25 protein-coding genes and 2 pseudogenes are annotated in these 24,166 nt (G+C 68.5%); 14 read left to right on the top strand and 13 right to left on the bottom strand.

All coding sequences use genetic code 11. The features are described 5' to 3' along the window. Positions 1-163: 163 nt before the first annotated feature. Together ACQPZO_RS29230 and ACQPZO_RS29225 are read left to right on the top strand one after the other, a co-directional pair. Positions 164-643 (top strand): hypothetical protein, encoded by a 480-nt coding sequence (locus ACQPZO_RS29230; RefSeq protein ID WP_433345275.1) that lies wholly within the window; start codon positions 164-166, stop codon positions 641-643. A gap of 29 nt (positions 644-672) precedes the next feature. Next, positions 673-2,238 carry a serine/threonine-protein kinase gene (locus tag ACQPZO_RS29225; RefSeq protein WP_433345273.1) on the top strand — a complete coding sequence of 522 codons (1,566 nt, stop codon included), beginning with the start codon at positions 673-675 and terminating at the stop codon, positions 2,236-2,238. Here the strand turns inward: ACQPZO_RS29225 and ACQPZO_RS29220 are convergent. Both ACQPZO_RS29220 and ACQPZO_RS29215 read right to left on the bottom strand, forming a co-directional pair. Beyond that, a complete protein-coding gene (locus tag ACQPZO_RS29220; RefSeq protein ID WP_433345271.1) occupies positions 2,225-2,566 on the bottom strand; it encodes a hypothetical protein in 342 nt (113 codons plus the stop codon). The two genes, ACQPZO_RS29225 and ACQPZO_RS29220, sit on opposite strands and share 14 nt — an antisense overlap. A 138-nt stretch (positions 2,567-2,704) precedes the next feature. After that, the gene (locus ACQPZO_RS29215; protein ID WP_433345268.1) at positions 2,705-3,181 is read right to left on the bottom strand and encodes a MarR family winged helix-turn-helix transcriptional regulator; all 477 of its coding nucleotides are present in this window, start codon (positions 3,179-3,181) and stop codon (positions 2,705-2,707) included. Positions 3,182-3,259: 78 nt separating this feature from the next. Between ACQPZO_RS29215 and ACQPZO_RS29210 the strand changes: the two genes are divergently transcribed. The 4 genes from ACQPZO_RS29210 (at position 3,260) to ACQPZO_RS29195 (ending at position 8,340) form a co-directional block, all read left to right on the top strand. Continuing rightward, entirely contained in the window at positions 3,260-4,195 is a 936-nt protein-coding gene (locus tag ACQPZO_RS29210; RefSeq protein WP_433345266.1) for a quinone oxidoreductase family protein, read from the top strand. Positions 4,196-4,416: 221 nt separating this feature from the next. Continuing rightward, entirely contained in the window at positions 4,417-6,228 is a 1,812-nt protein-coding gene (locus tag ACQPZO_RS29205; RefSeq protein WP_433345264.1) for an alpha/beta hydrolase, read from the top strand. 130 nt (positions 6,229-6,358) lie between these two features. Continuing rightward, entirely contained in the window at positions 6,359-7,297 is a 939-nt protein-coding gene (locus tag ACQPZO_RS29200) for a transporter substrate-binding domain-containing protein (RefSeq protein ID WP_433345262.1), read from the top strand. Beyond that, entirely contained in the window at positions 7,297-8,340 is a 1,044-nt protein-coding gene (locus ACQPZO_RS29195; protein ID WP_433345260.1) for a hypothetical protein, read from the top strand. The genes ACQPZO_RS29200 and ACQPZO_RS29195 overlap by 1 nt, the downstream gene beginning before the upstream one ends. Positions 8,341-8,367: 27 nt before the next feature. On the opposite strand, the gene ACQPZO_RS29190 is transcribed toward ACQPZO_RS29195, so the two are convergent. Then, positions 8,368-9,108: a hypothetical protein gene (locus ACQPZO_RS29190; protein ID WP_433345258.1), complete on the bottom strand. Its 741-nt coding sequence runs from the start codon at positions 9,106-9,108 to the stop codon at positions 8,368-8,370. Between the two features lie 147 nt (positions 9,109-9,255). Here ACQPZO_RS29190 and ACQPZO_RS29185 point away from each other — a divergent pair, with 147 nt between their 5' ends. Further along, positions 9,256-9,699, top strand: a complete 444-nt coding sequence (locus tag ACQPZO_RS29185; RefSeq protein WP_433345256.1) for a helix-turn-helix transcriptional regulator — start codon at positions 9,256-9,258, stop codon at positions 9,697-9,699. Positions 9,700-9,798: 99 nt separating this feature from the next. Here the strand turns inward: ACQPZO_RS29185 and ACQPZO_RS29180 are convergent, their stop codons facing one another. Beyond that, the gene (locus ACQPZO_RS29180; protein ID WP_433345254.1) at positions 9,799-10,608 is read right to left on the bottom strand and encodes a peptidoglycan DD-metalloendopeptidase family protein; all 810 of its coding nucleotides are present in this window, start codon (positions 10,606-10,608) and stop codon (positions 9,799-9,801) included. Positions 10,609-10,706: 98 nt separating this feature from the next. Here ACQPZO_RS29180 and ACQPZO_RS29175 point away from each other — a divergent pair. The 3 genes and pseudogenes from ACQPZO_RS29175 to ACQPZO_RS29165 all read left to right on the top strand — a co-directional run. Then, a pseudogene (locus ACQPZO_RS29175) lies at positions 10,707-11,067 on the top strand (helix-turn-helix transcriptional regulator); the annotation flags it as partial. A 5-nt stretch (positions 11,068-11,072) separates the two neighbouring features. Further along, complete coding sequence (locus tag ACQPZO_RS29170; protein WP_433345252.1) at positions 11,073-11,483, top strand: VOC family protein; 411 nt, start codon at positions 11,073-11,075, stop codon at positions 11,481-11,483. 14 nt (positions 11,484-11,497) lie between these two features. After that, the gene (locus ACQPZO_RS29165) at positions 11,498-11,722 is read left to right on the top strand and encodes a hypothetical protein (protein WP_433345250.1); all 225 of its coding nucleotides are present in this window, start codon (positions 11,498-11,500) and stop codon (positions 11,720-11,722) included. Positions 11,723-11,983: 261 nt separating this feature from the next. Here ACQPZO_RS29165 and ACQPZO_RS29160 read toward each other — a convergent pair whose 3' ends face one another. Then, positions 11,984-12,337 carry a hypothetical protein gene (locus ACQPZO_RS29160; protein ID WP_433345248.1) on the bottom strand — a complete coding sequence of 118 codons (354 nt, stop codon included), beginning with the start codon at positions 12,335-12,337 and terminating at the stop codon, positions 11,984-11,986. A gap of 51 nt (positions 12,338-12,388) precedes the next feature. Beyond that, positions 12,389-12,589, bottom strand: a complete 201-nt coding sequence (locus ACQPZO_RS29155; RefSeq protein WP_433351326.1) for a hypothetical protein — start codon at positions 12,587-12,589, stop codon at positions 12,389-12,391. Positions 12,590-12,646: 57 nt separating this feature from the next. Between ACQPZO_RS29155 and ACQPZO_RS29150 the strand changes: the two genes are divergently transcribed. Further along, positions 12,647-13,573 carry an endonuclease/exonuclease/phosphatase family protein gene (locus ACQPZO_RS29150; RefSeq protein ID WP_433345246.1) on the top strand — a complete coding sequence of 309 codons (927 nt, stop codon included), beginning with the start codon at positions 12,647-12,649 and terminating at the stop codon, positions 13,571-13,573. On the opposite strand, the gene ACQPZO_RS29145 is transcribed toward ACQPZO_RS29150, so the two are convergent. Then, complete coding sequence (locus ACQPZO_RS29145; RefSeq protein WP_433351324.1) at positions 13,474-13,944, bottom strand: transposase; 471 nt, start codon at positions 13,942-13,944, stop codon at positions 13,474-13,476. The genes ACQPZO_RS29150 and ACQPZO_RS29145 overlap by 100 nt on opposite strands. Before the next feature lie 138 nt (positions 13,945-14,082). Beyond that, positions 14,083-14,958 (bottom strand): sulfotransferase domain-containing protein, encoded by an 876-nt coding sequence (locus tag ACQPZO_RS29140; protein WP_433345244.1) that lies wholly within the window; start codon positions 14,956-14,958, stop codon positions 14,083-14,085. Positions 14,959-15,138: 180 nt separating this feature from the next. Between ACQPZO_RS29140 and ACQPZO_RS29135 the strand changes: the two are divergent. Then, positions 15,139-15,375: pseudogene (locus ACQPZO_RS29135) on the top strand (endonuclease/exonuclease/phosphatase family protein); the annotation flags it as partial. Between the two features lie 115 nt (positions 15,376-15,490). Here the strand turns inward: ACQPZO_RS29135 and ACQPZO_RS29130 are convergent. Then, complete coding sequence (locus ACQPZO_RS29130; protein WP_433351322.1) at positions 15,491-15,757, bottom strand: hypothetical protein; 267 nt, start codon at positions 15,755-15,757, stop codon at positions 15,491-15,493. After that, the gene (locus ACQPZO_RS29125) at positions 15,757-15,975 is read right to left on the bottom strand and encodes a hypothetical protein (RefSeq protein WP_433345242.1); all 219 of its coding nucleotides are present in this window, start codon (positions 15,973-15,975) and stop codon (positions 15,757-15,759) included. The genes ACQPZO_RS29130 and ACQPZO_RS29125 overlap by 1 nt, the downstream gene beginning before the upstream one ends. 404 nt (positions 15,976-16,379) lie before the next feature. Between ACQPZO_RS29125 and ACQPZO_RS29120 the strand changes: the two genes are divergently transcribed. Together ACQPZO_RS29120 and ACQPZO_RS29115 are read left to right on the top strand one after the other, a co-directional pair. Continuing rightward, a complete protein-coding gene (locus ACQPZO_RS29120) occupies positions 16,380-17,210 on the top strand; it encodes a helix-turn-helix domain-containing protein (protein WP_433345240.1) in 831 nt (276 codons plus the stop codon). A gap of 11 nt (positions 17,211-17,221) precedes the next feature. Further along, entirely contained in the window at positions 17,222-17,416 is a 195-nt protein-coding gene (locus ACQPZO_RS29115; RefSeq protein ID WP_433345237.1) for a DUF397 domain-containing protein, read from the top strand. Positions 17,417-17,826: 410 nt separating this feature from the next. On the opposite strand, the gene ACQPZO_RS29110 is transcribed toward ACQPZO_RS29115, so the two are convergent. The 3 genes from ACQPZO_RS29110 to ACQPZO_RS29100 form a co-directional block, all read right to left on the bottom strand. Then, entirely contained in the window at positions 17,827-20,793 is a 2,967-nt protein-coding gene (locus ACQPZO_RS29110; RefSeq protein ID WP_433345235.1) for an N-6 DNA methylase, read from the bottom strand. Between the two features lie 219 nt (positions 20,794-21,012). Then, positions 21,013-22,176 carry an acyl-CoA dehydrogenase family protein gene (locus ACQPZO_RS29105; protein ID WP_433345233.1) on the bottom strand — a complete coding sequence of 388 codons (1,164 nt, stop codon included), beginning with the start codon at positions 22,174-22,176 and terminating at the stop codon, positions 21,013-21,015. After that, complete coding sequence (locus tag ACQPZO_RS29100; RefSeq protein ID WP_433345230.1) at positions 22,173-24,164, bottom strand: biotin carboxylase N-terminal domain-containing protein; 1,992 nt, start codon at positions 24,162-24,164, stop codon at positions 22,173-22,175. The genes ACQPZO_RS29105 and ACQPZO_RS29100 overlap by 4 nt, the downstream gene beginning before the upstream one ends. Positions 24,165-24,166 lie beyond the last annotated feature (2 nt).

Genomic DNA, 24,166 nt, shown 5'->3' with positions numbered 1-24,166 from the left:
GCGGCGGGCCTCGTCGCGTTCGGCGTCGCGTCCCGCCGGACGGCCGGCTCCCGGGTCGGTTAGTCTGCCGGTTCCGCCGATGCGACGGCGGGTGGCACCGGTTACGGTGTCATTTCGGGTGGCGGTCCACTGTGGCGACCGTGCCGGTCCTGGGGAGGACGCGATGAGGCTGCCACGCTCCAGTGCCGGCTGGACGATCGCGGTCTTCGGCGTCCTGGCGCTGCTGATGGGCGCGCTCGGGCTGCTCTGGCCGGAGGCACAGCTGCGGATGCTCGGCTTCGAGGTGCCGCAGAGCCGGGCCGCCGGTGACTACACGGGCACCTTCCTGACGGCGTCCTCCATGGCGTCGTTCAACATGGGGGTCTACTACCTGCTGGCGACGGCCACCGAGTGGCGGCCCTTCTACCGGTTCACGGTCTTCTTCCGGCTGGTCACCTTCACCGTGTTCACCATCGCGGTGCTGGCCGACATCGCGCCGGGCCGGTTCTTCACGGTGGCGCTCTGGGAGGGGCTGGGCGCGGTCGCCACCGCCGTGGCCCTGCGTTGGGACGCCCGCCGGCCTGCTGCGATGCCACCGGCCACGAACGGTGACCGGTCGGGCGCGGTGGACGGTGTCGTCCCGCCCGCTGGCGCGAACCGCTGAGCAGCCGAGCCATTGGGTATTTTCGAACAGTGACCGACACCTCGCCTGGCGCCCTGCGGCTGCCCATCGTGCCCGGTCTAACCGATTTGGAGGCATTTGCCCGGGGTGGTTATGCCACCGTGTACCGGGCCACCCAGATCTCCGTCGGGCGCGAGGTCGCGGTCAAGGTGGAGAACCGCACCCTGGACAACGACCGGGACCAGGCCCGGTTCCTGCGCGAGGCCCGGGCGGCCGGGAGGATGTCGTCGCACCCGCACGTGGTGGACCTGTTCGACGTCGGGGTCACCGTCGACCGGCACCCCTACCTGATCATGGAGCTGTGCGACGGGTCGTACGCCGAGCGGATGCGCACCTCGCCGCTGGGCCCGGCGGAGACCCGCGACCTCGGTGTGAAGATCGCCGACGCGCTGGCCCACTCGCACGCCAACGGGGTGCTGCACCGCGACGTCAAGCCGGCGAACATCCTGCACTCCCACTTCAATCCGGCGGTGCTGGCCGACTTCGGGCTCGCCGTGCTGGCCGAGGTGCGTGACGCGTCGGTCACCCTGGAGGTGCTCACCCCCGCGTACGCGCCGCCGGAGATGTTCAACCACAGCCCGCCGTCGCCCGCGGTCGACGTGTACGCCCTCTGCGCCACCCTCTACGCCGTGATGCACGGTCGCCCGCCCCGCTGGCAGTCCGAGCGCAATCCCAGCCTGGTCACCGTGCTGGAGTTGTTCCACCAGCCGATCCCCGGGCTGCCAGGGGCGCCGGAGGAACTGCTCGACGTGCTCCGGGCGGGCATGGCGAACGACCCGGGTGCCCGCCCGTCCGCGGTGGAGCTGCGCGGCCTGCTCGCCGCCCTGCCGCTGGACCCGGTCAGCGCGCCGGTCAGCGGGGCTCCCGTGTCCGGCGGCCCGTCCGGCCCGACGACCGGCACCAGCACCGGCAGCCCGTCCACCTCGGGTGGCCTGTACGGCACCAGCCGGCCGGGCCGGCCCGCCCCGCGTCCCCCGGTCGAGGACGACCACCCCACCGTGTCGACGACGTCCGGCCGGCGCTGGCGGCGGCGCTGGTTCCTCGGCGGGGCCGGGGCGCTCGCGCTGGCCGCGTCGGCCGGCGGGGGAGCCTGGGTGGCCGGTGGCGCCCCGGCCGTCTTGAGGCCCACGCCGGTCGCCAGCGCGGTCGCCACGTCGACGATCGCGCCGTGGGGCGCGCTGCCGGGCTGCGTGCCGGGTTCGCCGGGAACCGGCGGGCTGCCGACGGGCGCGCGGTGCGTCGCCGAGCTGGAGTGCTTCGGGCCGGTGCGGGTGCGCGGCACCCGGGCCGAGGCCCCCCGGCTGCCCTGCGACGGCCGGCACACCTGGGAGACCTATGCGGCCGGCGAGCTGCCCGCCACCCTGGTCGACGCGGGACACGCCCAGGTCAGCGCCGACCCGGCCGTGCGGCGGGTCTGCAACGCGGTGACGTTCCGGCTGACCAGCGGCATCGCGTACACCAGCGGCTGGCACCTGGAGGTGCTGCCGCCGGAGGAAGCGGACACCGACCGGACGTACCGCTGCCTGGCCGGGCGCGGCGTCGATGGGCTCGACGAGCCGACCCTCACCGGTCGCTGACCCCGCCCGTGCGCCGGCGGCGTTCCTGGACCGCCCGGAGCGCGCTCCGGCTGTCGAGGGCCTCCAGCGTGTCCGCGTCGACGCCGCCCAGGCCGGCGATCCCCGGCGTCGGCCACTCCGCCGGCCCGTCGCCTGGGCGCTCGCGGGGCTGCCGCGCCTCGGTCACCAACACCCCGGCGACCATCACCAGCAGGACACAGAGCAGGGCGAGCACCACCGCCAGGATGCTGCGCGGACGCCACCAGGCCAGCGTTACCAGCAGGGTGAGCGCCGCGACCGAGGCGGCGACCGCCCCGGCGAGCGCGTCGGGCCGAGGAAATCGGGTCACCCGTCAAGGATGGCGCAGCCGGCGCGCGTGTCAACCGCCGTCCCGGGCCGCCGGCCTTCCAGGCGCTCGCCCGAACGGCCGGATGCCCTTTCCGCAGTGGACGACGGCGCAGCCGGACGCGAAGCGCGGCGGAGGGCGTCATCGACCAGGCGTCTCGTCCGAGGGTTGACAGGCTTCGACTGGCGACACGATGCGTTCGAGCAGTTGGACGAGTTGCTCGCGTTCAGCTGCGGTAAGAGCGGCGGTCAGTTGGTCGTTGGCGTCGTCGCCGAGTTTCTGGGTGCGCCGCAGGAGCCGGGTGCCGGCCTCAGAGATGGATACGGCGTTCTTTCGCCGGTCGCCCGGGTCGGGAGCCCGAACGATCAGGCCATCTTCGTGTAGGTCGTTCAGGATCGCGACCATGTCCTTGGGGTCAACTCGCAGGGATCGGCCAAGGTCGGCCTGTGAAACCGGCTCCCGCTCCGCCACGGCGCAGAGCACCGCGTGGTGCATCATTCTCAGCCCCGCCTGCGCCAACGCCTCGGCCACGAGCCGGTGACCACGAGCTGCGGCGCGACCCAGCAGCCAACTGGGCAGGGTGCGGATACGTGCGGGAGCCTGCGAACCGTCTGTCACCCCTCCATGCTACCTATCCGTTGGGACTCCCCAAGGATATCCGATACTGTGGGGTACACCCAACAGTCTGGAGGGGGCATGCGTCGAGTCCGCTACTACCAGCACGGCAGCCCGGAGGTGCTCCGCCTCGAATCGGCGCCCACCCCTCAGCCGGGGCCGGGCGACCTCCTGGTGCGCACCGAGGCGATCGGCGTGACGCTGCCCGTGGTCCGCAAGGTCCGAGACGGCGGCGACGGCGCGCCACTACCCGGCATCCTCGGCGGCGAGATCGCCGGCCGGGTGATCGCCATCGGCTCGCAGGTGTCCGGCTTCGCAGTCGGTGATCGCGTCACCTCGTTGACCTTCACCGGCTCCTACGCCGACGAAGTGCTCGCCCCGGCCTTCATGGCGAGCCGCATCCCGGACGATGCCAGCGCGAAACAGGCGGTGGCGCTGGTACGCAGCGGGCATGTCGCGCTCGCCGCCCTGGCCGCCGCCCGCGTCACACCCGCCGACTCGGTGCTCGTCACCGGAGCGGCCAGCGGGGTGGGCCACCTCGCGATCCAGCTTGCCAGGCACAGGGGAGCCGGACGGGTCGTGGCGGCCGTCAGCTCCCGAGCCAAGGCCGACTTCCTGTACGGCCTCGGTGCCGACCACGTCGTCACGTACGGCAGCGACAACTGGGGGGACCCCGTCGACGTCGTTCTCGACGGCGTCGGAGGTGACCTTCTCCGCCCCGCCGTGGCAGCACTACGCCCTGGTGGATGCCTCGTCTTCTTCAGCTCCGGGGGCGGCACCGTACCCGCCTACGAACTGCTCGCCGGCTCCAAGACCATCACAGGGCTGGCCATGGCCCACTTCGCCCAGACCCACCGCGAACTCTACGACCAACACCATCAGCAACTGTGGCAACTCAACCGAACGGCTCAGCTACGTGCCGCCATACACGCGGAGATACCCCTCGCCGATGCTGCGACAGCACACCGCATCATCGAGGCTCGCGCGAACCTCGGCAAGGTCGTCCTCATCCCCTGACTGATCCGTGGCGGCTGGTCGTCAAGCACTCCGGAAACCACACACGGCTTACAGTGGACGAGCGCCGTGTACAGCGTCAAGGCCGCGGAATCCGTTACAACAGTCGGGGAAATGACCCTTTCCTGGGCCTTTTGTGGGCGGTACTCCTGGGCTCGGGTCCCTAGAGTGACGCATGTCGAGGCTTTCTCGACGCGTCCTGTTCCCCACCGGAAGGCAACCGCATGCCACGGAGAACCCGGTCCCTGGCCGCAGCAGGAATCGCCGGCGTCGTCCTCGCCGGAACGGCGCTCGCGCCCGCCTCGGCGGCACCGCAGACCACCGGCTGGGGTCGTCCGGCCACGTCGGACCGGACCGACCCGGTCGAGGCCCGGCGGGTCGATCGCGTGCCCACCCCGAAGCTCGACTGGTACGCCTGCTACGACTACGCCGAGTGCGCCACCGTCGACCTTCCGCGCGACTACGACTCCCCGACCGGCGCCACCACCGAGGTGGCGGTGCTGCGGGTCAAGGCCCGCGACCAGCAGCGCCGGATCGGCAGCCTCTTCGTCAACCCGGGTGGCCCCGGCGGCTCCGGGACGGACATCGCGCTCGCCGCGCCGTACTTCCTCGGCGACGACCTGCTGGACCGGTTCGACATCGTCGGCGTCGACCCGCGCGGCGTCGCGGCCAGCCAGAACGTCCGGTGCTTCCCGTCGGTCAAGGAGCAGACCAAGGCGTACGCGGGGTTGAACGTGGCCTTCCCGTGGACGAAGGCCGAGGAGAAGGCGTACGTGGCCGCGTCGAAGGCGGTCGGCAAGGGCTGCTCCACCACCGGCAAGCCGCTGACCGGCGCGATGTCCACGGCCGAGGTCGCCCGGGACATGGACGTGCTGCGGCGGGCGGTCGGCGACCCGAAGCTGACCTACCTCGGCTTCAGCTACGGCACGGCCCTGGGCCAGTACTACGCCAACATGTTCCCCGACCGGGTCCGCGCCCTGGTCGTCGACGGCGTGCTCAACCCGAACGCCTGGGTCGGGCAGGGCAAGGCGCGCAACCAGCTCCAGGAGACCCGGCTGCGCAGCGCCGACGGCGCGTACGCGGCGCTGCGTGAGATCCTGGTGCGCTGCGACAAGGCCGGTACGGCGGCCTGCCCGCTCGCGGCCGGCGACCCGGTCGCCTCGTTCGAGCTGGTGGCCAAGCGCCTGCGCAAGAAGCCGGTGGTGATCGAGGATCCGGACTCCGGAGAGGCGTTCACGGTCGGCTACGCCGACTTCGTCGGTGTCGCGCTGAACGCCCTCTACAGCCCGTCCGGCTACGAGGACATCGTCGCGATCACCGCCGAACTGCTGGTGCTCACCGACCCCGCGGCGGCCACCGCCGCCCGCCGCGCCGAGGCCCGGACGGCGATCGCCCGGCGTGCCGCCACCGCCGGCCAGCAGGTCCGCAGGGGGTACGACTTCCCGTACAACAACGGCCTGGAGACGTTCCTCGGGGTGGACTGCACCGACGCGTACCACCCGAAGGACGCCGGTGCCTGGCCGGCACTGGCCGCCAAGGAGGACGAGCGGGCACCGTACTTCGGCCGGCTCTGGGCCTGGGGCACCGCGTCGTGCGCCCGCAACACCTGGACGGTCCGTGACGAGGACGCCTACACGGGCCCGTTCACCAGGCGGACCAGCGCCCCGGTGCTGGTGGTCGGCAACTACTGGGACCCGGCGACCAACTACCAGGGCGCGGTCGGCTCGGCGGCGCTGCTGCCGAACAGCCGCCTGCTCAGCAGCGACAGTTGGGGGCACACCGCGTACGGCAGCTCGGCGTGCGCGACCGGCGCGATCGACGCCTACCTGATCAGGGGGACCCTGCCGGTCAAGGGCAAGGTCTGCGTCGGTGACATCCAGCCGTTCGTGGAGCAACCCGGGGAGGCGGCGGCCGAGCGGGCCCCGGCGTCCAAGAGCGCCCTGGCCAACCGGGGCGCCCCGGCCCGGGGCGAGCCGAAGCGGCTGCCGCCGGTGGTGGCCCCGCTGCCCGGGATCGGCTCGCTGACCGTCCGTTGAGGACAACCGGGGGTACGGCGGCGATCGGGCGTCCGTCGTACCCCCGGGCCTGGCCGCACGGATGACCACGTGGATGGACGTGAGCCGCTACTCTCGGTGTCCCGCAGGGCACCCGTCAGCGAGGTCGCCGATGAAAATGTTCCTCAGCCGGTCCCGGGTCCGCTCGGTCGCCACCACCCTGGCGGTCGCGCTGACCCTGACCCTTGCCGCTGCCGCCGGTTGCGACAGCCGGCAGGAGCCGCAGATCCCGTCCGTGAAGGAGACGCTGAGCAAGACGCACATCTACGGCCAGCCGACGTTGAAGATCGGCGTCTCCACCACCGGCCCGCTGATGGGCGAGCTGCACGGCGGCACCTACAGCGGGTTCGACGTCGAGATCGCCCGGTACATCGCCGCCCAGCTCGGCTACGAGGGCGACAAGCGGATCGAGTGGGTGCCGGTGGCCACGGAGGACCGCATTCCCGCCCTCCAGGGTGGGGCGGTCGACCTGGTGGTCTCCACCTTCTCGATGACCGAGGAACGCGAGAAGCTGGTCAGCTTCGCCGGGCCGTACCTGGTGACGACCCAGGAGGCGATGGTCCCGACCCGGCTCAAGGACAGCATCCACACCATCGAGGACCTGCGCGACCCCCGCTACAAGGTCTGCACCAGCGGCGGCTCGACCACCGAGGCCGAGCTGGGCAGGCACCAGATCAGGGTGTTCGTGGTCAAGGAGGTCGGCGACTGCATCGACGGCATCCTCGAGGGGCGCTACGACGCGGTCAGCTCGGACGAGACCATCCTCGCCGGATTCCTCTCCAAGCACCCGAAAGACTTCACGATCATCGACATGCCCTTCGGCACCAGCGAGCAGATCGGCGTCGGGGTGCCGATCAGCGACCCGGCGCTGCGCGACCTCGTCGCGTTCTTCCTCGACAAGAGCTACCAGCAGGGGCGTAAGGGGCTGAGCAGCCCCTGGCTCACCGCGTACCACCAGACCCTCGGGCCGTGGCTGAGGGCGCCCAAGGTGCAGCCCCCGCCGCTCAAGGTGCCGGAGTTGGTGGACTTCGACGACAAGGCGCCCCGGTAATGACCGCCCCGCCCGTCACCGGCGTCGACGTCGACGCCGGAACGCCGACGCCCCGGGCCGGCGAGGCGCGGCACCTGGACGAGCGCCGGGCCCGGGCCAGCCAGTCCTTCTGGACGGCAGTGGTGGCCGTGCCCGCCGTGTTCTCGGTGCTCCGGCTCGGCGTGGAGGCCGGCGGGGAGCTCCAGACCACCCTGCTGCTGGTCGCCAACGTCGGGCCGGTCAACCTGCTCGCCGGCTTCCTCACCACGGCCGCCCGCCTGCTCTCCACCGGCCTGGTCGCGGTGTTCGCCCTCGGCGCGGTCCTCGGGGTGAGCGTGGACCGGCTGCCCGGGTACCGCCGCCCGCTCTTCGCCCGCTGGGCGGACATCACCCCGGCCTGGTTCGTGCTGGCCAGCTTCCTGCTCGCCCTGATCACCTGGCCGTTGCTCTACCTGCCGCTGCTGCTGCCCGCGTTCGCCGCCGCGTTCCAGCTCCGCCCGGAGCGGCTGCACGACCTGCGCGCGGCCCGGGTGCTGATCGTCGCGGCCCTGCTCGGCGGGTACCTTTTCCTGCTGACGCCGACCCTGCTGGACGCCTGGCAGCAGCGGGAACAACTGGTCATGGCGCTGCTCGTCGTCCCGCCGGTGCTCGCGCTCGGCATCGCCGGGCCGCTGCCCGGGGCGGTGATCCGGCCGCTGGCCTCAGCCACCGAGGCCGCCGTGCTGGTCATGCTGGTGTGGGCGGCGCTGCCGGTGATCAGCACGCCGGTGCTCCCGCTGACCGTCAGCACCGTGCAGACCGAGTCCGGCGCGATGGAGGACGTACGCGGCCACGTGGTCGTCGTCGACGACGTGAACATGGTGCTGCTCCAGGAGCAGGGCGGCGTGCGGTACGTGCCGATCGACCAGGTGAAGGCGCAGGTGCTCTGCCCGAGCGAGGAGGAACTGCCCCGGCACCGGCTGCGCGTGCACGACTTCCACGTGGAGGACTCGCTGCTGGAGGGGCTCGGACGCCGGGTCCGCCCGCTGCACCGCATCGACGCCGCCTGCCGCGCGACGGGCTGACTCCTCCCGGCCTTGGGTGCGTTTCGGTCAGCGCTCGGGGACGGCGTCCGGCAGCACGCCCTCCGCGAGCAGGCTCTCCCCGATGAGGCGGGCGTGCTCGGCGGCGTCGGCCAGTTCGGCGGCGATCTCCGGGCTGGCCGAGGCAACCGCTGCGGACAGCAGGACGTCGACCGGCGTCGGCCCGACCAGCCAGCGCTGCATCGACTCCTGCGCGCCGTCGCGCAGGGAGCTGCCGTACGCCCAGTCGCTGATGACGTCGGCCAGATGCCGGGCGGGGGCCTCCCCCGGGACGCTCGCGAACTCGGCCAGGTACGGCCCGACGTCGACCCCCAGCTCCGCGACCGCATCCAGCAGGTCCTGCGCGGGCGTGACGGACGGGTACCCGCCAAGGGTCCGGTGCCACCAGACGCGGACGAAGTGCTCGACCGCGTCCCGCTCCGCGGCCGGCCAGTCCTGCCACCGGCCGCTGATCCGGCGGGTCACGCGGTCCGGCCAGAGCCAGTGCTCCATCTCGCCGGTCGCGTACGCCTCCAGCAGCCGGGGCACCAGGTGCGGGAACTCCGTCTCGTCCCCCCAGGTGCCCGGGTTCATCAGGTAGGGGCCGAGCTGGCCCGGGGCCAGCTCCCGCAGCGGCGTACGCGCGAAGAGCGCCACCTCGGCCTGATCCACGCAGTGCTCGCAGGCGGTCATGTCGCCCGGCAACAAATGGCGCGCGAAGGCGCCATACAACCGCTCCACGGCCTGCTCAAACTCGATATCCCCCCGCACGCCCCCAGTATCCCGGCCCGTCAACGCGAATCTTGGAACGAAATGGCCCCTCTGGGGGCCGGATTCTTCCAAGATCTCGATCGTCTAGATCTTGACCGGCGTCGGCGGTGCTGGGTGACGCACGGTGGGGGTGGCAGGATCGCGCAGGTGACCAGCAGACCCACCGCCGCGCAGCACCTGCTCGACCTCGCGCGGCTGCGCCGCGTCCGCGACCGGATCGACCGGGAGTACGCGCAGCCGCTGGACGTCGAGGCGCTCGCCCGAGGCGCGCACATCTCGGCCGGGCACCTCAGCCGCGAGTTCCGGCTCGCCTACGGTGAGTCGCCGTACAGCTATCTGATGACCCGGCGGATCGAGCGGGCGATGGCGCTGCTGCGTCGCGGCGACCTCAGCGTCACCGAGGTCTGCTTCGCGGTCGGCTGCGCGTCGCTGGGCACCTTCAGCACCCGCTTCGCCGAGCTGGTCGGCGTGCCGCCCAGCGTCTACCGGCAACAGGCGACGGCCGTGACGGCGGGGATGCCGTCGTGCCTGGCGAAACAGGTGACCAGACCGATCAGGAAGCGAGAAGCGCCGGCCCAGAGCCGTACCTAGCGTGACTGCCATGGACGTCACCATTCATGCGAGCAGACGTCGGTGGCCGCCAGCCTGGCGGCCACCGACGTTCTGCTCGGGCTCCTTCGGCGGCTCCGGTCAGCCGTTCTTGCTGACCGGAGCGCTACCCACCACGTACCTGGTGCCAACCTCGACGCTGTTGGGGATCTCGCGGCTGGTCTGCGAGTCGCAGTTGACGATGTTCCAGTGCAGGTGAGGGCCGGTTACGTTGCCGGTCGCCCCCGATGTTCCGATCCGCTGCCCCTGCGCAACGCGGTTACCGGTATTGATGATGGTGGCACTCAGGTGTGCGTACTGCGAGCATCGGTTGTTGCCGTGGTCGACGAGTGCCATGATCCCGCCGCCGCCGGTCGCCCAGCCCTCGAAGCGGATGGTGCCCGCAGCGGACGCGAGGATCGGCACGCCAACCGGCATGCCGAAGTCGATGGCGTGCCGGTTGTAGGCATCGTTGTGGGAGAAGCTGCTGCCCGCCGCCTGGGTGATCGTGTAGGCACGTCCGGCGGGGAACGGCAGCTTGAACTGGGCGGAGCTCCCGCAGAGCGGGACGACGGGACCGTTCGATCCGGTCTCCAGGAATGCGTCGGTGACCCACCCGCCGCCCGAGAGCCGGTCCCAGATGTTGGTGACACCGCCGATGCCCTCGACGGAATCCCCTCGGACGTAGCAGGTGATGGTGACGACGGTGCCGTTGGCGAGGCTGCCGGTCACCGCCCCGCTCAAAGCCGGGGCGCTACGGATGTTCAGCGGAAGCCCACTGGGCACAGACACCCTGACCTGGGCGGCGGCGTGTGCCGGTACGGCGGACAGGGCTACGGCCAGACAGGAAACCATGGCAGTGACCAGGATCTGCGTTAAGCGGCGCAGGGGACTCACCTCCGACGAGCCCACCGAGGCAGGCAATCGACGATCTTCGACAGAGGGATCGTATAGATCGATAACAGTCAGGTCGAGGGGGATCGAGGGGCAGGCCAGCGTGGGTGAGGAAACAGCCGGTGGATGTCGAGGTGCTGGCGGGGCGCGCACATGTCGGCCGGGCACCTGAGCCGCGAGTTCCGGCTCGCCTACGGTGAGTCGCCGTACAGCTATCTGATGACGCGGCGTATCGAGCGGGCGATGGCGCTGCTGCGTCGCGGCGACCTCAGCGTCACCGAGGTCTGCTTCGCGGTCGGCTGCGCGTCGCTGGGCACCTTCAGCACCCGCTTCACCGAGCTGGTCGGCGTGCCGCCCAGCGTCTACCGCCGCGAGGCGGAGCGCACCACGGCGGGCATCCCGTCGTGCGTGGCGAAACAGGTGACCAGACCGATCAGGAATCGAGAAGCGCAGGTCACGGCGCTGCACCTAGCCTGATTGCCATGGACATCACCATTCACACGACCTTCCTGCCACACACCGACCCGGACGCCTCCCTGGCCTTCTACCGCGACACCCTCGGCTTCGAGGTCCGCAACGACGTCGGAAGCGGCAAGATGCGCTGGATCACGGTCGGCCCCGCCGGCCAGCCCGGCACGTCCATCCTCCTGGCCCCGCCGTCCACCGACCCCGGTATCACCGACGACGAGCGCCGTGTCATCGACGAGATGATGGCCAAGGGCACGTACGGCTGGATCATGCTGGCCACCTCCGACCTCGACGCCACCTTCGAGAAGCTGCAGGCCGGCGACGCCGAGGTCGTCCAGGAGCCGACCGAGCAGCCGTACGGCACCCGCGACTGCGCCTTCCGCGACCCAGCGGGCAACCTGGTCCGCATCCAGGAACTGCGCTAGCCGGGGAGGTCACGTTGAACTGGAACAAATGGGTTCGACAGGCGCACCGCTGGGTGTCCATCGCCTTCACGGCGACCGTGATCCTCGGCTTCATGGCGGCGGGCGGTCTCCTGCCCGAGTGGGTGTTCTACCTGCCGCTGCCCCCGCTCGCCCTGCTGCTGTTCACCGGCCTGTACATGTTCGTGTTGCCGTACGCCGCCAAGCGGCGCAGCGGGCGACGCGCCGTTCTCCAGCCCTGACCCGTGATGTTCGGGGTGGCCGGCGGGCGTGCGGATCGCTCCGTCTGAACGTGGGGCGGGGTGAGTAGCCGCCGCGGGTCGTCTCGGACGGGTTCCGGGCCGAGCGGAAGTACCGGTCGAACTTCTGGGCGCTGCGGGCCGCCGCCGGGCCGATCAGCCGAAATTCGGGGCGCCGCCGGTGACGTTCGGTGTCGCAGGCGGCGCCCGACGGTCAGCACGAAGATCGTCTGTCGCGTACCGGCGTCCCGTCCGGCGTGTCGGTCAGTGGCAGAGCACCGCGACGTTGACGAAGAGGCCGCACGAGGCGATCGTCGCCAACGTGATCGCGCCGGCCGCCCGGAGTGCGAAGTCGGCGCGACCACGTCCGCGCCGGGTGATCGACAACGTCTGTTCCAGGACGACCAGGAACACCCAGCCGAACAGCAGGGCCGTCAGGTAGAAGTCCCAGGCGGGGTTCGCGAACGCGCTCGCGTTGCCGTTTCCGCCGTAGTTGGGGCAGTCCTCGTAGCGGGTGATCGGCCGGAGGACCGCCAGCAACGCGAGGAAGAAGGCGCCGCCGAGGAAGCAGATCCGGAAACCGCTGAGGCGGGAGGGCCGCCGGCGGTCTTCGATCATCAGCTCAGCCTAGTGGCGTGCCGGTTCGCCAAGTCATGACCAGCATGGGCATCAGTGCGGCAAGCACCCCGCCGCGACGACCGACCCCGCCGGCTGTACGAAGATCGACCGTTGCGCCGCCGCCGCGTCGCCCTTGGCGTCGAGCTGGTAGCCGTCCAGCCAGATCCAGTGGTCGTAGGTGATCCAGTCCTTGTGCACCCGGATCAGCCGGAAGAAGATCGGTCGGACGAACTGCGGGCTCGCCTGATCGATCTGCCTGTGTCATCATCTCCAATCAATCGGCCACGATCAGTTCGATGGGGGAGACGCATGCGGTTGATGAGGCTCTGTGTCGCCGTGCTCGGCGCGTTCGTCCTTGCCCTCACCTCGGCGGCCCCGGCCTCGGCGGCCACCACGGCAACACACGACGTATGGGTCTGGAACGTCGCGGGCTGGACCATGCACCGGGCCTCGACCACCGACGGCCTCATTCCGGCCCTGACCGGCTCGATCCGCGCCCGGGGCGCCGACTTCGTCGGCCTCAACGAGCTCTGCTACCAGCAGTACCAGGCGATCGTCGCCGACCTCAGGGCCTCCGGCTGGCCGCAGGACTCCACCAACTTCGCCCGCTTCGAGTCGTCCCGCGACACGGTCTGCAACGGGCAGGCGTTCGGCAACGCCATTTTCAGCAAGGCGGCGCTCGGTGCGGCGAACCGCTACACGTTGCCGTCGGACGGTAGTGCCGAGCGGCGGACCCTGCTCTGCGCCCCGCTGTCCGCCCGCCCGCACCTGCGGTTCTGCGCCACGCACATCACGCCGTCGAACACGGTCATCAACGGCACGGCGATCAACGTGCAGCAACTGAACTCGGTGCGCAGCCGGCTGGAGGCCTTCGCGGCGAACGGTGACACGGTGCTCATCGCCGGGGACTTCAACGCCCAGCCCCACTACGGCCGGCTGAACAACTGGTACGCGCCAAGTCTTAACGTGGCCAACAACGCCAGCAACACCGGCTTCTACCGTGAGCTGGACGACCTGGACTCCCGCTGCGTCGGCTACGGCGAGACCACCGTCGGGGCCGGCAACACCGGCGGGCCGTGCGGCCTCGGCAACAAGATCGACTTGATCTTCGTACGGGAGAGCAAGCTCGCGGGCAGCTACACCGCCGACTCGCTGGCCATTCCGACCACCTGCACGATCGGCGCCTGCTCGGACCACCGCGTGGTGACCGGCACGGTGACGGTCAGCATCAACTGAGCACGGCCGCGTCCCTGCTGACCCGGGCACACTAGGCTCGCGCAACGGATCTGCGCGGTCCCGGGCGGTGTGCCGGGAGTGGCTGCGTTCGGACGATCAAGCCCGCCGGCTGTACGAAGATCGACCGTTGCGCCACCGCGTCGCCCTTGGCGTTGAGTTGTAGCCGTCGAGCCAAATCCAGTAGTCGTAGGTGACGCGACCCACTGGGCGAACCGGCGGTGCGTGGTGCGCCAGTGCACCGGGAACGAACCGGGCAGCTTGCGCCGGGAGCAGCCGGACTCCAACACGTACAGAATCGCCGCGAGCGTCGCACGATCATCGCTACGGGACCGCCTACCACCTTGACGCTTTTCGGGGTGCGGGGGCAGCATCGGCTGCGCGAGGTGCCACAACGCGTCCGGGCAGTACTTCTCCACAATCCACACCCAGTCAACGAACGACCTTGCACTTCAACAACCCCAACTGATACACGGTCAAGGCGGGATAGCGAGGAGGATAACGGCGTAGGTTCAGCGGGCGGGGACGATGGGGCCGCGGTGCAGCCAGTCGATGAGGTCGGGCTCGGCCAGCTTCGCGACCCGATCCTCGTATCGTCGCAGGTCATCTTCGTCGAGCAGGTCCCGCCACTGGCCGCTGACACCCTGGTTGAAGAACCGCTTCGGATCGCTCCACATCGCCGCGACCGGGGTCAGAGCCTCTGCCCGGCCGCGCATCGAGTCGAATGTCGCTGCCCGTACCAGATCCGGCCATCGCGACTCCGGCACCTCGATTCCGAGGCGCCCGGCGAGGAACCTCATCTGGCCTTCAAGATCTGACTTCAGATCGTCGTAGTGCAGCAGCAGCACGTTGGGCCGCTCCCGCTCGGCCCAGAACCCCGACAGGTGGTGCAGCATCGACGGCAGGCCCACCTGCACATTGGTGTCCTCCAGCCAGGCCCAGAACCGGTTGTACGCGGACTCCGCAGGCGCCGGAGCCGTACCGGCGGGCTCCTGCGCCGGGTTACCGCTGGCCGCCAGCATCGCGTCGAAGGCCTCCTGGGCGACGTTCTGGGAATGGGCGTCCCAGGAGATCGCGACGTCCCGCGGATCCCGACCGACCGCGACGTAGGTCACCCCATCATGGATGGGCAGCCCGTCGAAGGGCGTATGAGTCTTGATGAAACGGCGATGCCGCTGCGCCTCGTAGAACGCGAAGATGTCGTCCCGGCTGCGAGTCAACATGTCGAGCCAGTAGGTGAGGTCGTCCAGCCGTGCCGGCAGCTCCGATGTCTGGAAGATCAGCAAGGCGCAGATCGTCTGGGTCCACGTCGTCCCGCACTTTGCGGGGGTCGAAACCACGATGTCACCTTCGCGGAGCGGAAAACCCTCCCACCGTCCGCTGTCCATGAGCTCGTTCTGGTACCGAACCGTCGGTTGGCGCAACGGTCCTCCCCGCTTTCCGTTAGTCCATCCATAGTCGACTTAACCTATCGAACCGGGCGACCGTCGACCAGCCTGCGGGCCGATTCGAAGATCCCGGCACCCCCTCGTACGCCTTCGTCGCGCTCTCTGGTGCGATCGGGCTGCAGTAGCAACACCGGCTTCTACCGGGAGCTGGACGACCTGGACTCCCGCTGCGTCGGCTACGGCGAGACCACCGTCGCGGACGGCAACACCGGCGGGCCGTGCGGCCTCGGCAACAAGATCGACTTGATCTTCGTACGGGAGAACCGGCTCGCGGGCAGCTACACCGCCGACTCGCTGGCCATTCCGACCACCTGCACGATCGGCGCCTGCTCGGATCACCGCGTGGTGACTGGCACGGTGAGGTCAGCATCAACTGTGCATCCTCGCCCCGCCCACGCCTCTACACGGCTGTGTTCATGGCGAGCGCGGTGGAGAGGCTGAGCATGGCCGCGTCCCTGCTGACCTGGGCACACTAGGTTCGCGCAGCGGATCTGCGCGGTCCCGGGCGGTGTGCCGGGAGTGGCTGCGTTTGGACGATCAAGCCCGCCGGCTGTACGAAGATCGACCGTTGCGCCACCGCGTCGCCCTTGGCGTCGAGCTGGTAGCCGTCGAGCCAGATCCAGCGGTCGTAGGTGATCCAGTCCTTGTGCACCCGGATCAGCCGGAAGAAGATCGGCTGAACGAACTGCGGGCTCGCCGCCCGGGTCACGTGGAGGACTATTCCGGCCCGGAAGTCGATCACCGCAGCCAGCCGAGGAAGCGGCGGTGGAGTGTCCCGGCCGGGGCCCAGCTCATGTCCTGGCTGGCGGACACGTAGTACGAGCCCATGTAGAGCGCCAGGGAGATCGGCGAGGCCGCGAACTCCTGGAGTAGTTCGTTTCGGCGGGTGGCGCAGGGCCAGGGGGCGGAGCAGCCGGCGCAGAGCCAGGCGGGCAGGACGGGGCCGTGTTCGGTCACTGGTCCTCACCCGGCCAGTGGCCCCGGTTGATCGGGACCTTGTGTCTATGCCGGCAGGGCAGCTCGTTCCCGCACTTGCAGACGTACCGCCACCTAATCCACGACCACACCGGCTTGTGCCGGCGAGCGAGGGTCGCCGCGACGGCGGCGAGGTACTGGCCGTAGGTGACGCGTCTGCCCATCTCATGCCTCCTCGTGTGAGGGGGGGCGTGGCAGCCGGGCCACGCACGGTCATCCGACCACCACACCCGGCGACACCATCGCACGCAGAAGAATGAAACCGCAATATGCGCCTCCTTGTTCTCCCTTCGGCGTGTCTGCGAACCCTGATTCTGTCCCGGTCATGGCAAGATGGCAGGATGCCTCAACGTCAGAGCCCCACTGTCAGGCGTCGACGACTGGCGATGACCCTGCGACAGCTCCGCGACCGGGCCGGCATGACATCAGTCGAAGCGGCCCGTCGAGTTGACCATGATGGGAGCTGGCTCAGTCGGGTCGAAACCGCCGAGGTCCGGCCACACCCGAACGACGTGCGGGCGTTGCTGGCTCTGTATGGCGTAGAGGGCGACCAAGCCGAAGCCGTCATCGCGGTAGCCCGCCAGGCGAAGCAGCGCGGGTGGTGGCAGCGGTACAGCGATGTCCTGCCCGACTGGTTCACGGCCTACGTCGGTATGGAGTCCGAGGCGTCGGTGATTCGCACCTACGAGTGCCAGATGGCACCCGGCTTGTTGCAAACCGAGGACTACGCCCGAGCGGCCTTCCAGGGTGCGCCGGTTCCGATGCGAGACGGCGAGGTGGAGCGTCAGGTCGCGTTGCGCATGGAGCGGCAGGCCATCCTGGCCTCCGACGACCCGCCGATGCTGCGCGTGGTCATCGACGAGGGAGCAGCCCGACGCATGGTCGGCGGCCCCGAGGTGCTGCATGGTCAGCTCACACGGCTCATCGAGGAGTCGACCCGAAGCAACATCCAGATCCAACTGCTCCCGTACTCAGCCGGGGTCGGCTTCGACGGAAGCTTCGTGATTCTCGACTTCTCACCGATGCCGGAGCCGTACCCAGAGGCAGCCGAGGAGCGGATGGTGTACGTCGACACGCTGACGGGCGCCCTGTACCTAGATCGCCCCGCCGAGATTGCGGCCTACGCCGCCGCGCATGAGCAGCTGCAAGCCCTTGCTCTGGCACCCAAGCCAACACGAGATACGCTCCGGACGATTGCGGCGGAGCTGATCACGTAGGAGGACGCAGCATGGACCTGCCTCGCGAAACTTGGCGTAAGAGCACCAGGTCCGGCTCAAGCGGCAACTGCGTAGAGGTTGCCACCCCGTCCCCGGGGGTCATGGTCCGCGACAGCAAGGACCGGCACGGCCCGCTGTTGTCCTTCACCGCAGGCCAATGGGCCGGCTTCGTCAAGGGCGTCAAGGATGGAAGCTTCGACGCCTGATTACCAGGCCCGGTCCTCCGCTTGCTGCCCGGGACACGGTGCGCCGAGGCTATGCAGCCCCAGTGACAAAGCGAGTATCGGTGATTACGCAGGTCAGAGGTTGTTCTGAACCTGGCGAAGTTCCGCTGATGTCTCACCTTCGGGAGGTGGTCGCCGTGCTGCCGGTCGGATGGCAAGCCACGGTGGAGCCGCCAGGTATTCAGATTGATCGGGAAGAGGTTGACTACCCCTACGCGATGGATGGATGGCGTCATGGGCCGCTTGGTCTGGTTCGCCTCGAACGTGGCAGTGCGCTTCGGGCGCCCGAAATTTGGTTTAGCGCGGACAGGTCGTTTGTGGAGGCGGCGATGTCCGGAGTGGCAGGTGATCGTCTCTCGGCAGTCGCCCAGGTCTGCGGCAAGACGGGCCTTTCAAGATCTGTGGTGCAGCATCCATGTCTGCAATGCCACGAAAACGGGCGAACTTTCGAGTTCGTGGCCTCTGTCCAAACTCTTAAGCAGCGCGGAGGAGCCGGCTAGTCGATTCGGGTAATAGAGTTCAGGGGCGAGGCAGGAAGGGCAATCGTCAAGGACGCAGAACGGGGCCAACTCGAACTTTTCCCCAGCTTGGCTAATCATATAGAGCCGTTGGTCATCGAGGGGGCGAGGGGCTTCGAATTCTATAGACTCGAAGTCAGGATGGTCCCCCATGACTGCGAGCCCGGAAATTTTAAATAAATTGTCGCCAGATGACCAGCGCAGCTTAGTCGTGTAGACCCATCTAGTCCTAGCAAGGAAGGCGCTTCCAGTAAGCGCATGTAGCAGAAGGTGTTCAAGATCTTTCAAGCTTTTTTCTATCTCTGCTTGCGTGCGAGGGCCGCCTCCATGGCGAATCTTATTCCGCATCGTCACGAGAGCGCTGAGGTCCGATATTAAACCGTTTCCCCCCTTTTGGCCTGCCGTTGCCTCTGCAAGTCCCGCCGGGTCATCTCGTCTTTCTCGAGCGAAGTTTCCTACGGCCCTAATGACTCCTACCCAATGGCCTAGTGAGACGCCCCCGCGTTCTACAGACCTCGACCACTCGGCAACCTCCGCTAGATCATGCCAGCCCCTCTCCGCGCACACTGAAAGCGATGCAATGCCGAGAGAGAGGATGAGGGACTCGGCGCACTGTATAGCACTCTCATGACTCTCCCGAACGGTCGTGCTGTGTCGCATCTGCCGGACAGCTCGGGCGATTGCATATGGATAGGTGTCCTGAAACACCTGATAAGGGTGCCGCTGCTTTCGCAGGTTATGTGCTGTCAAGGCGCCTAGCTCTGCTGCCTTTTCTAGACGACGGCGGCGTTCCGCGCTGGAGCATTTCTCGAATACCCTTGCCTGCGACTCGCGTACTGCCGCCTGCATCAGGCGGATTTCCTCAACCGCATTGTCAATTTTTGAGATGGCAGAGCTGATTAAAGAAATGCTACCGTCGCAGGGAGGGATTCGCAGTTCCGCCAAGCCCGCCATTTGAATTCGCGGGATCACGCTATAGCGCGGAATCTGTCGTTCCGCTTGCTGGCTTGACAGGAATGCGGCTAGATATTCGGCGGGCAGAACTTTTTGCTTTGGTCGAATTACGACAATTCCTCGCCCTGCCTGTAGTCCGTCATAAGATTGTGGCAGCACGGTCCAATGCCGTAACTCGGCCAAATCTCGCCCTACTATGTCCCCGGCTCGAAGACGTCTCTTCGGCTCTCCCGTCGCCTTTCGTATTGGAAGCGTTTCGACCGGCGGTAGCTTCGACAAAAGAAGCGATGGTTGGAGAACTCTGGCCTCTTTGGGTACTCCGGTCTGATTGTCCGCCGAGTCTAGATCGAAAGCCTCAACCCAGCCAGAGAAAACCTCTGCGAGGTCTCCAAGTCGATGCCCTTCACCTTGGCGAAGTTGCTCCTGCTCAGGGCTCCGCTGATAGCGCTGAAGAGTGAGATCGTAGTCTTGGTCAATGATGTCTTGTTTTTTGACGATGAAGCTTTGGTCTGTGCGCTTGCGATTGCGTTCACTACCTTCTCGGTTGAACCAGCGAGCCAAGACGTCAGGAAGGTTGTTCTTGCTGTGGTCGTCCTTACTTAGCTTGACTCGCGTCACTGGGCCAAGCTTCTCTGCAGGTAGTAGGGGATCTCGCTTATCGTTGGGGCTCCAACCGTCAGCCGTGATTTCGTAGAACCAGACGTTGTCGGTTCCACCGTTGTTCGTCTTGGTGAAGAGCAAGATCGTGGTGGAGACGCCAGAGTATGGCCGGAAGGCCGCTCCCGGTAGTTTGACCACCCCGTCGAGCTTTTGGTTCTCGACTAGGGTCCGTCGCAGCTCCTTGTGTGCCTTGCTGGACCCGAATAACACGCCCTCGGGTACGATGACTGCTGCCCTCCCGCCGGGCTCGAGCAGACGGAGGGAGAGTGCTAGGAACAGCAGTTCGCTCTTCTTGGTCTTGACAATTCGTTGGAGGTCCTTAGATACGGTCTCGTAATCGACACTGCCAGCAAAAGGTGGGTTGGTCAAAATTAACGAGTACTGTCTCGGGTTGTTGCTGTAATCGTCAGCTAGTGAGTCGCTGTAGCGGATCCCCGGGTTAGTTACACCGTTCAGCATCATATTCATGCTACCAATACGTAACATTGTGCTATCAAAGTCAAAACCGTGGAAGGTGTCCTCGTTGAAATGCGTCCGCTGCGCCGGGTCGGACATCACGTCCGCGTGCCTATTTCTAATGTAATTGGCGGCCGCGACGAGGAAGCCAGCCGTGCCGCAGGCCGGGTCGCAGATCTGGTCGTTCGGCCCTGGAGTTGTCATTTCGACCATCAGTTGAATAATGTGTCGAGGTGTATGAAACTGTCCGTTGTTTCCCGCTGCGGTGACTTTGTTAAGCATGTATTCGTAGAGAGCACTGCTAAGTTCTCGGTCTTCTAGCTGGATGCCGTCGAGTAGGTAAACCACTCGGGATAGTGCAACGGGGTTAGGGATGGTGAACCGGGCATCCCTTGCATGGCGTGCGTAGGCCAATAGGTCGGCGCGAAGCGTCTGCAGGAAAGGGAAGACCCTCTTGCTTACAATCTCGAACATCTCGGCCGGATCGGCTTCCCTGAATCTTGACCAGCGCAGATCGTCGCAGCCCTCTGGGAAGATCGAGTGCTCCATCGGCTTGCCCTGCCGATTGGCCCTTTCTTGTTCCCGGGTGTGCAACTCGTCGAGCCGCTTAATGAAGAGCAGATGGGCGATCTGCTCGGTTATCTCAAGTGGGTTGGACATCCCACCCGACCAAAATGTGTCCCAGATGCGGTCAACGCTGTTCTTGATTTCATCATTAATCACGTAGCTTTCGGTCCCCACGCCCGTCGACGCTGCGAAGTTGACCTTCACAGGTTACTGCTGCATCAGCCTCTATGGGAGACCGCAGGGACGGTGATGCGCTTCGGGAGCTTAGCCCGGAAGGTCCGAAACTTGCTGGCTTGCCAAACGTGCACGATCCGGAGCGATTTTTGGCATTAGCCGGTGTTTGACTTTGCAACGAACTACCACGTCTAGTAAGAGGGGCGTTCTTTCCCCTGCCCAGTACCTCCAGCCCTGAGCAAATGCTCCTCAGTACGACTTGTCCTGCCCCAGTACGTGCTGCGCCACAAAGTTGAGGATCATCTCCCGACTGACCGGCGCGATCCGCCCCGCCCGCACCGCACCCAACAGCGTCGCCACCCCGTACTCCGTCGTCATCCCCGCCCCGCCCAACGCCTGCACCGCCGTATCCACGGCCAGCGCGGCGGCCTCCCCGGCCGCGTACTTCGCCATGTTCCCGGCCACCCCAGCCTCCAGGTCGCGCCCCGCGTCATACAGCGTCGCCGCCTTGTGGATCATCAGCCGGGCCAGTTCCACCTGCACCGCCGCATGCGCGAGCGGGTGGGACACCCCCTGGTGCGTACCGATGCTCCGGCCGCCCCACACCTTGCGGGTGGCGGCGTAGTCGCTGGCCCGCTCGATGGCGTACCGGCCGGTGCCGGCACCCATCGCGGCCACGGTGATCCGCTCGGGGTTCAGCCCGGCGAACAGGGCGGGCAGGCCGGCGTCCAACGAGCCGCCGACCAGGGCGTCGGCGGGCAGCCGCACGTCGTCGAGGTAGAGCAGGAACTGGTTCTCCGGGGAGACGATCTCCATGTCCAGCTTGGAGTAGGTCAGGCCGGGCGCGTCGGTCGGCACCACAAACAGCGCCGGCTTGAGCTTGCCGGTGGACGAATCCTCGGTACGCGCCACCACCAGCACGTACCGCGCCTCGTCGACGCCCGAGATGTAGCACTTGCGGCCAGACAGCACCCAGTCGTCGCCGTCGCGGCGGGCCACCGTGCCGAGCCGGTGGAAGTTCGACCCGGCCTCCGGCTCGGTGATCGCGAAGACCACCTTGAGGATGCCTTCGGCCATGCCGGGCAGGAAGCGCTCGCGCTGCTCCTCGGTGCCGTGCTTGGTGATGATCGTGGCGACGATGGCGGGGGAGACGACGAGCAGCAGCAGGGGGGAGCCGGCGGCGGCCAGTTCCTCGCAGACGATGGCCAGCTCGGTGATGCCGCCGCCCCCGCCGCCGTACTCGGTGGGGATGTTGACGCCGAGGTAGCCGAGCCGGCCGGCCTCGTCCCACAGCTCGGTGGTGTGCTCGCCGGCCTTGGCCTTCCCGACGAAGTAGCCGTGGCCGTACTTGCGGCCCAGCGCCCGGACGGCGTCGCGGAGCTGGTCCTGCTCGTCGGTGAGGTCGAAGTTCATCGGGCGTCCTCCTCAAAGTTGACCACGGCCAGCACGGCCCCCGTGTCGACCTGGCCGCCGGCCGGCACCGGCAGGTCGGCCACCACGCCGTCGGTCGGGGCGAGCACGGGATGCTCCAGCTTCATCGCCTCCAGGGTCAGCAGCAGGTCACCGGCGGCGACCCGCTGACCGACCGCCACGTGCACCCGGGCCACCGCGCCGGGCAGCGGCGCGAGCAGCGACCCGGCGGCCAGCTCCACGGTGGGCAGCGGGAAGCGGGGCAGCTCGGCCAGGCTCGCCGCCCCGTCCGGGCCGTCCACGAAGACCATTGACCCCACCCGGTGTACGCGGAAAGCCCGCCGCACCCCGTCGACGTCGAGCGCTACCCGGTCGTGGGTGGCCCCGACGAGGGTGACGGTCGGGGCGTTGTCGCCGGAGGCGTCCCCGGCCGCCGGATGCGTCGACCACTCGGCGAGCGTGCCCGCGCGGTCCAGCCGGTACCGGACCTCGATTTCGCCGTCCGGGCCGGTGAACCGGGCGACCTGCGGGAACGCCGGCACGTTGCGCCAGCCCGAGGGGAGCCCGGCGAGCACCGTGGCCGCCGACCGGCGGGCCGCCGCCGAGGCGAGCGCGGCGGCGAGGGCGGCCAGCGGCACCCCGTCGGGCGGCAACAGCGGGGCGAACACCTCGTCGTGCCGGTCCAGGAAGCCGGTGTCCACCTCGGCGGCGCGGAACTCGGGGCTGCGCAGCACCCGTACCAGCAGGTCCCGATTGGTGGTCACTCCGTGCAACTCGGCCCGGGCCAGCGCGCCGGCCAGCAGCCGGGCCGCCTCCGCTCGGGTCGGGGCCCAGACGACCAGCTTGGCCAGCATCGAGTCGTAGTGCACGCCGACCGTCGAGCCGTCGATGACGCCCGAGTCGAGGCGCAGGCCACGGGTCGGGGTGAACTCGCCCGCGACGCCGGGGACCGCGAAGCGGTGCAGGGTGCCGGTGGCGGGCCGGAAGCCCTGGCCCGGGTCCTCGGCGCAGAGTCGCACCTCGATCGCGTGACCGGTGACCGGCGGGGTGGCGGCCAGCGGCAGCGGCTCGCCCTCGGCGACCAGCAGTTGCAGGCGGACCAGGTCCAGGCCGGTGACCGCCTCGGTGACCGGGTGCTCCACCTGGAGGCGGGTGTTCATCTCCAGGAAGAAGAACTCCCCGTCGGGCGCGAGCAGGAACTCGACCGTTCCCGCGCCGACGTAGCCGACCGCCCGGGCGGCGGCGACCGCCGCGGCGTGCAGCCGCTCCCGCACCCCGTCGGGCAGGAGCGCCGGGGCCTCCTCGACGATCTTCTGGTGCCGGCGCTGGATCGAGCAGTCCCGCTCCCCGAGGGCCAGCACCGTGCCGTGGACGTCGCCGAAGACCTGCACCTCGACGTGCCGGCCCCGCTCGACGTACCGCTCGACGAAGACCGTGCCGTCGCCGAACGCGCCGGCCGCCTCGCGCCGGGCGGAGGCCACCGCCTCGGCCAGGCCAGCGGGCTCCCGGACGATCCGCATGCCCCGGCCGCCGCCCCCGGCGGACGCCTTCACCAACACCGGGAAGTCGGTGATCCCGTCGGCGTCGGTCCAGGTCGGCAGCATCGGCACGCCCGCGTCGGCCAGCAGCGCCTTCGCCGCCATCTTGTCGCCCATCGCGGCGATCGCCTTGGCCGGCGGGCCCACCCAGGTCAACCCCGCGTCGGTCACCGCCGCCGCGAACTCGGCGTTCTCGGCGAGGAAGCCGTAACCCGGGTGTACGGCGTCCGCGCCGGCCTTGCGGGCCGCGTCGAGGAGCAGGTCGATCCGCAGGTACGTCTCGACGGGCGTGTTCCCCGGCAGGCGTACGGCCTGGTCGGCCTCGGCGACGAACGGCGCGTCCGCGTCGGCGTCGGAGTGCACGGCCACCGTCTCGACGCCCAGCATCCGGCAGGTGGCGAGGACCCGCCGGGCGATCTCGCCCCGGTTGGCCACGAGAAGTCGAGTGATCATGA

Source organism: Micromonospora sp. CA-111912, assembly GCF_050948415.1.
Taxonomy (GTDB): Bacteria; Actinomycetota; Actinomycetes; order Mycobacteriales; family Micromonosporaceae; genus Micromonospora.
The sequence above is the reverse complement of the archived record's forward strand: the minus strand, read 5'-3'. Positions and strand labels throughout refer to the sequence as shown.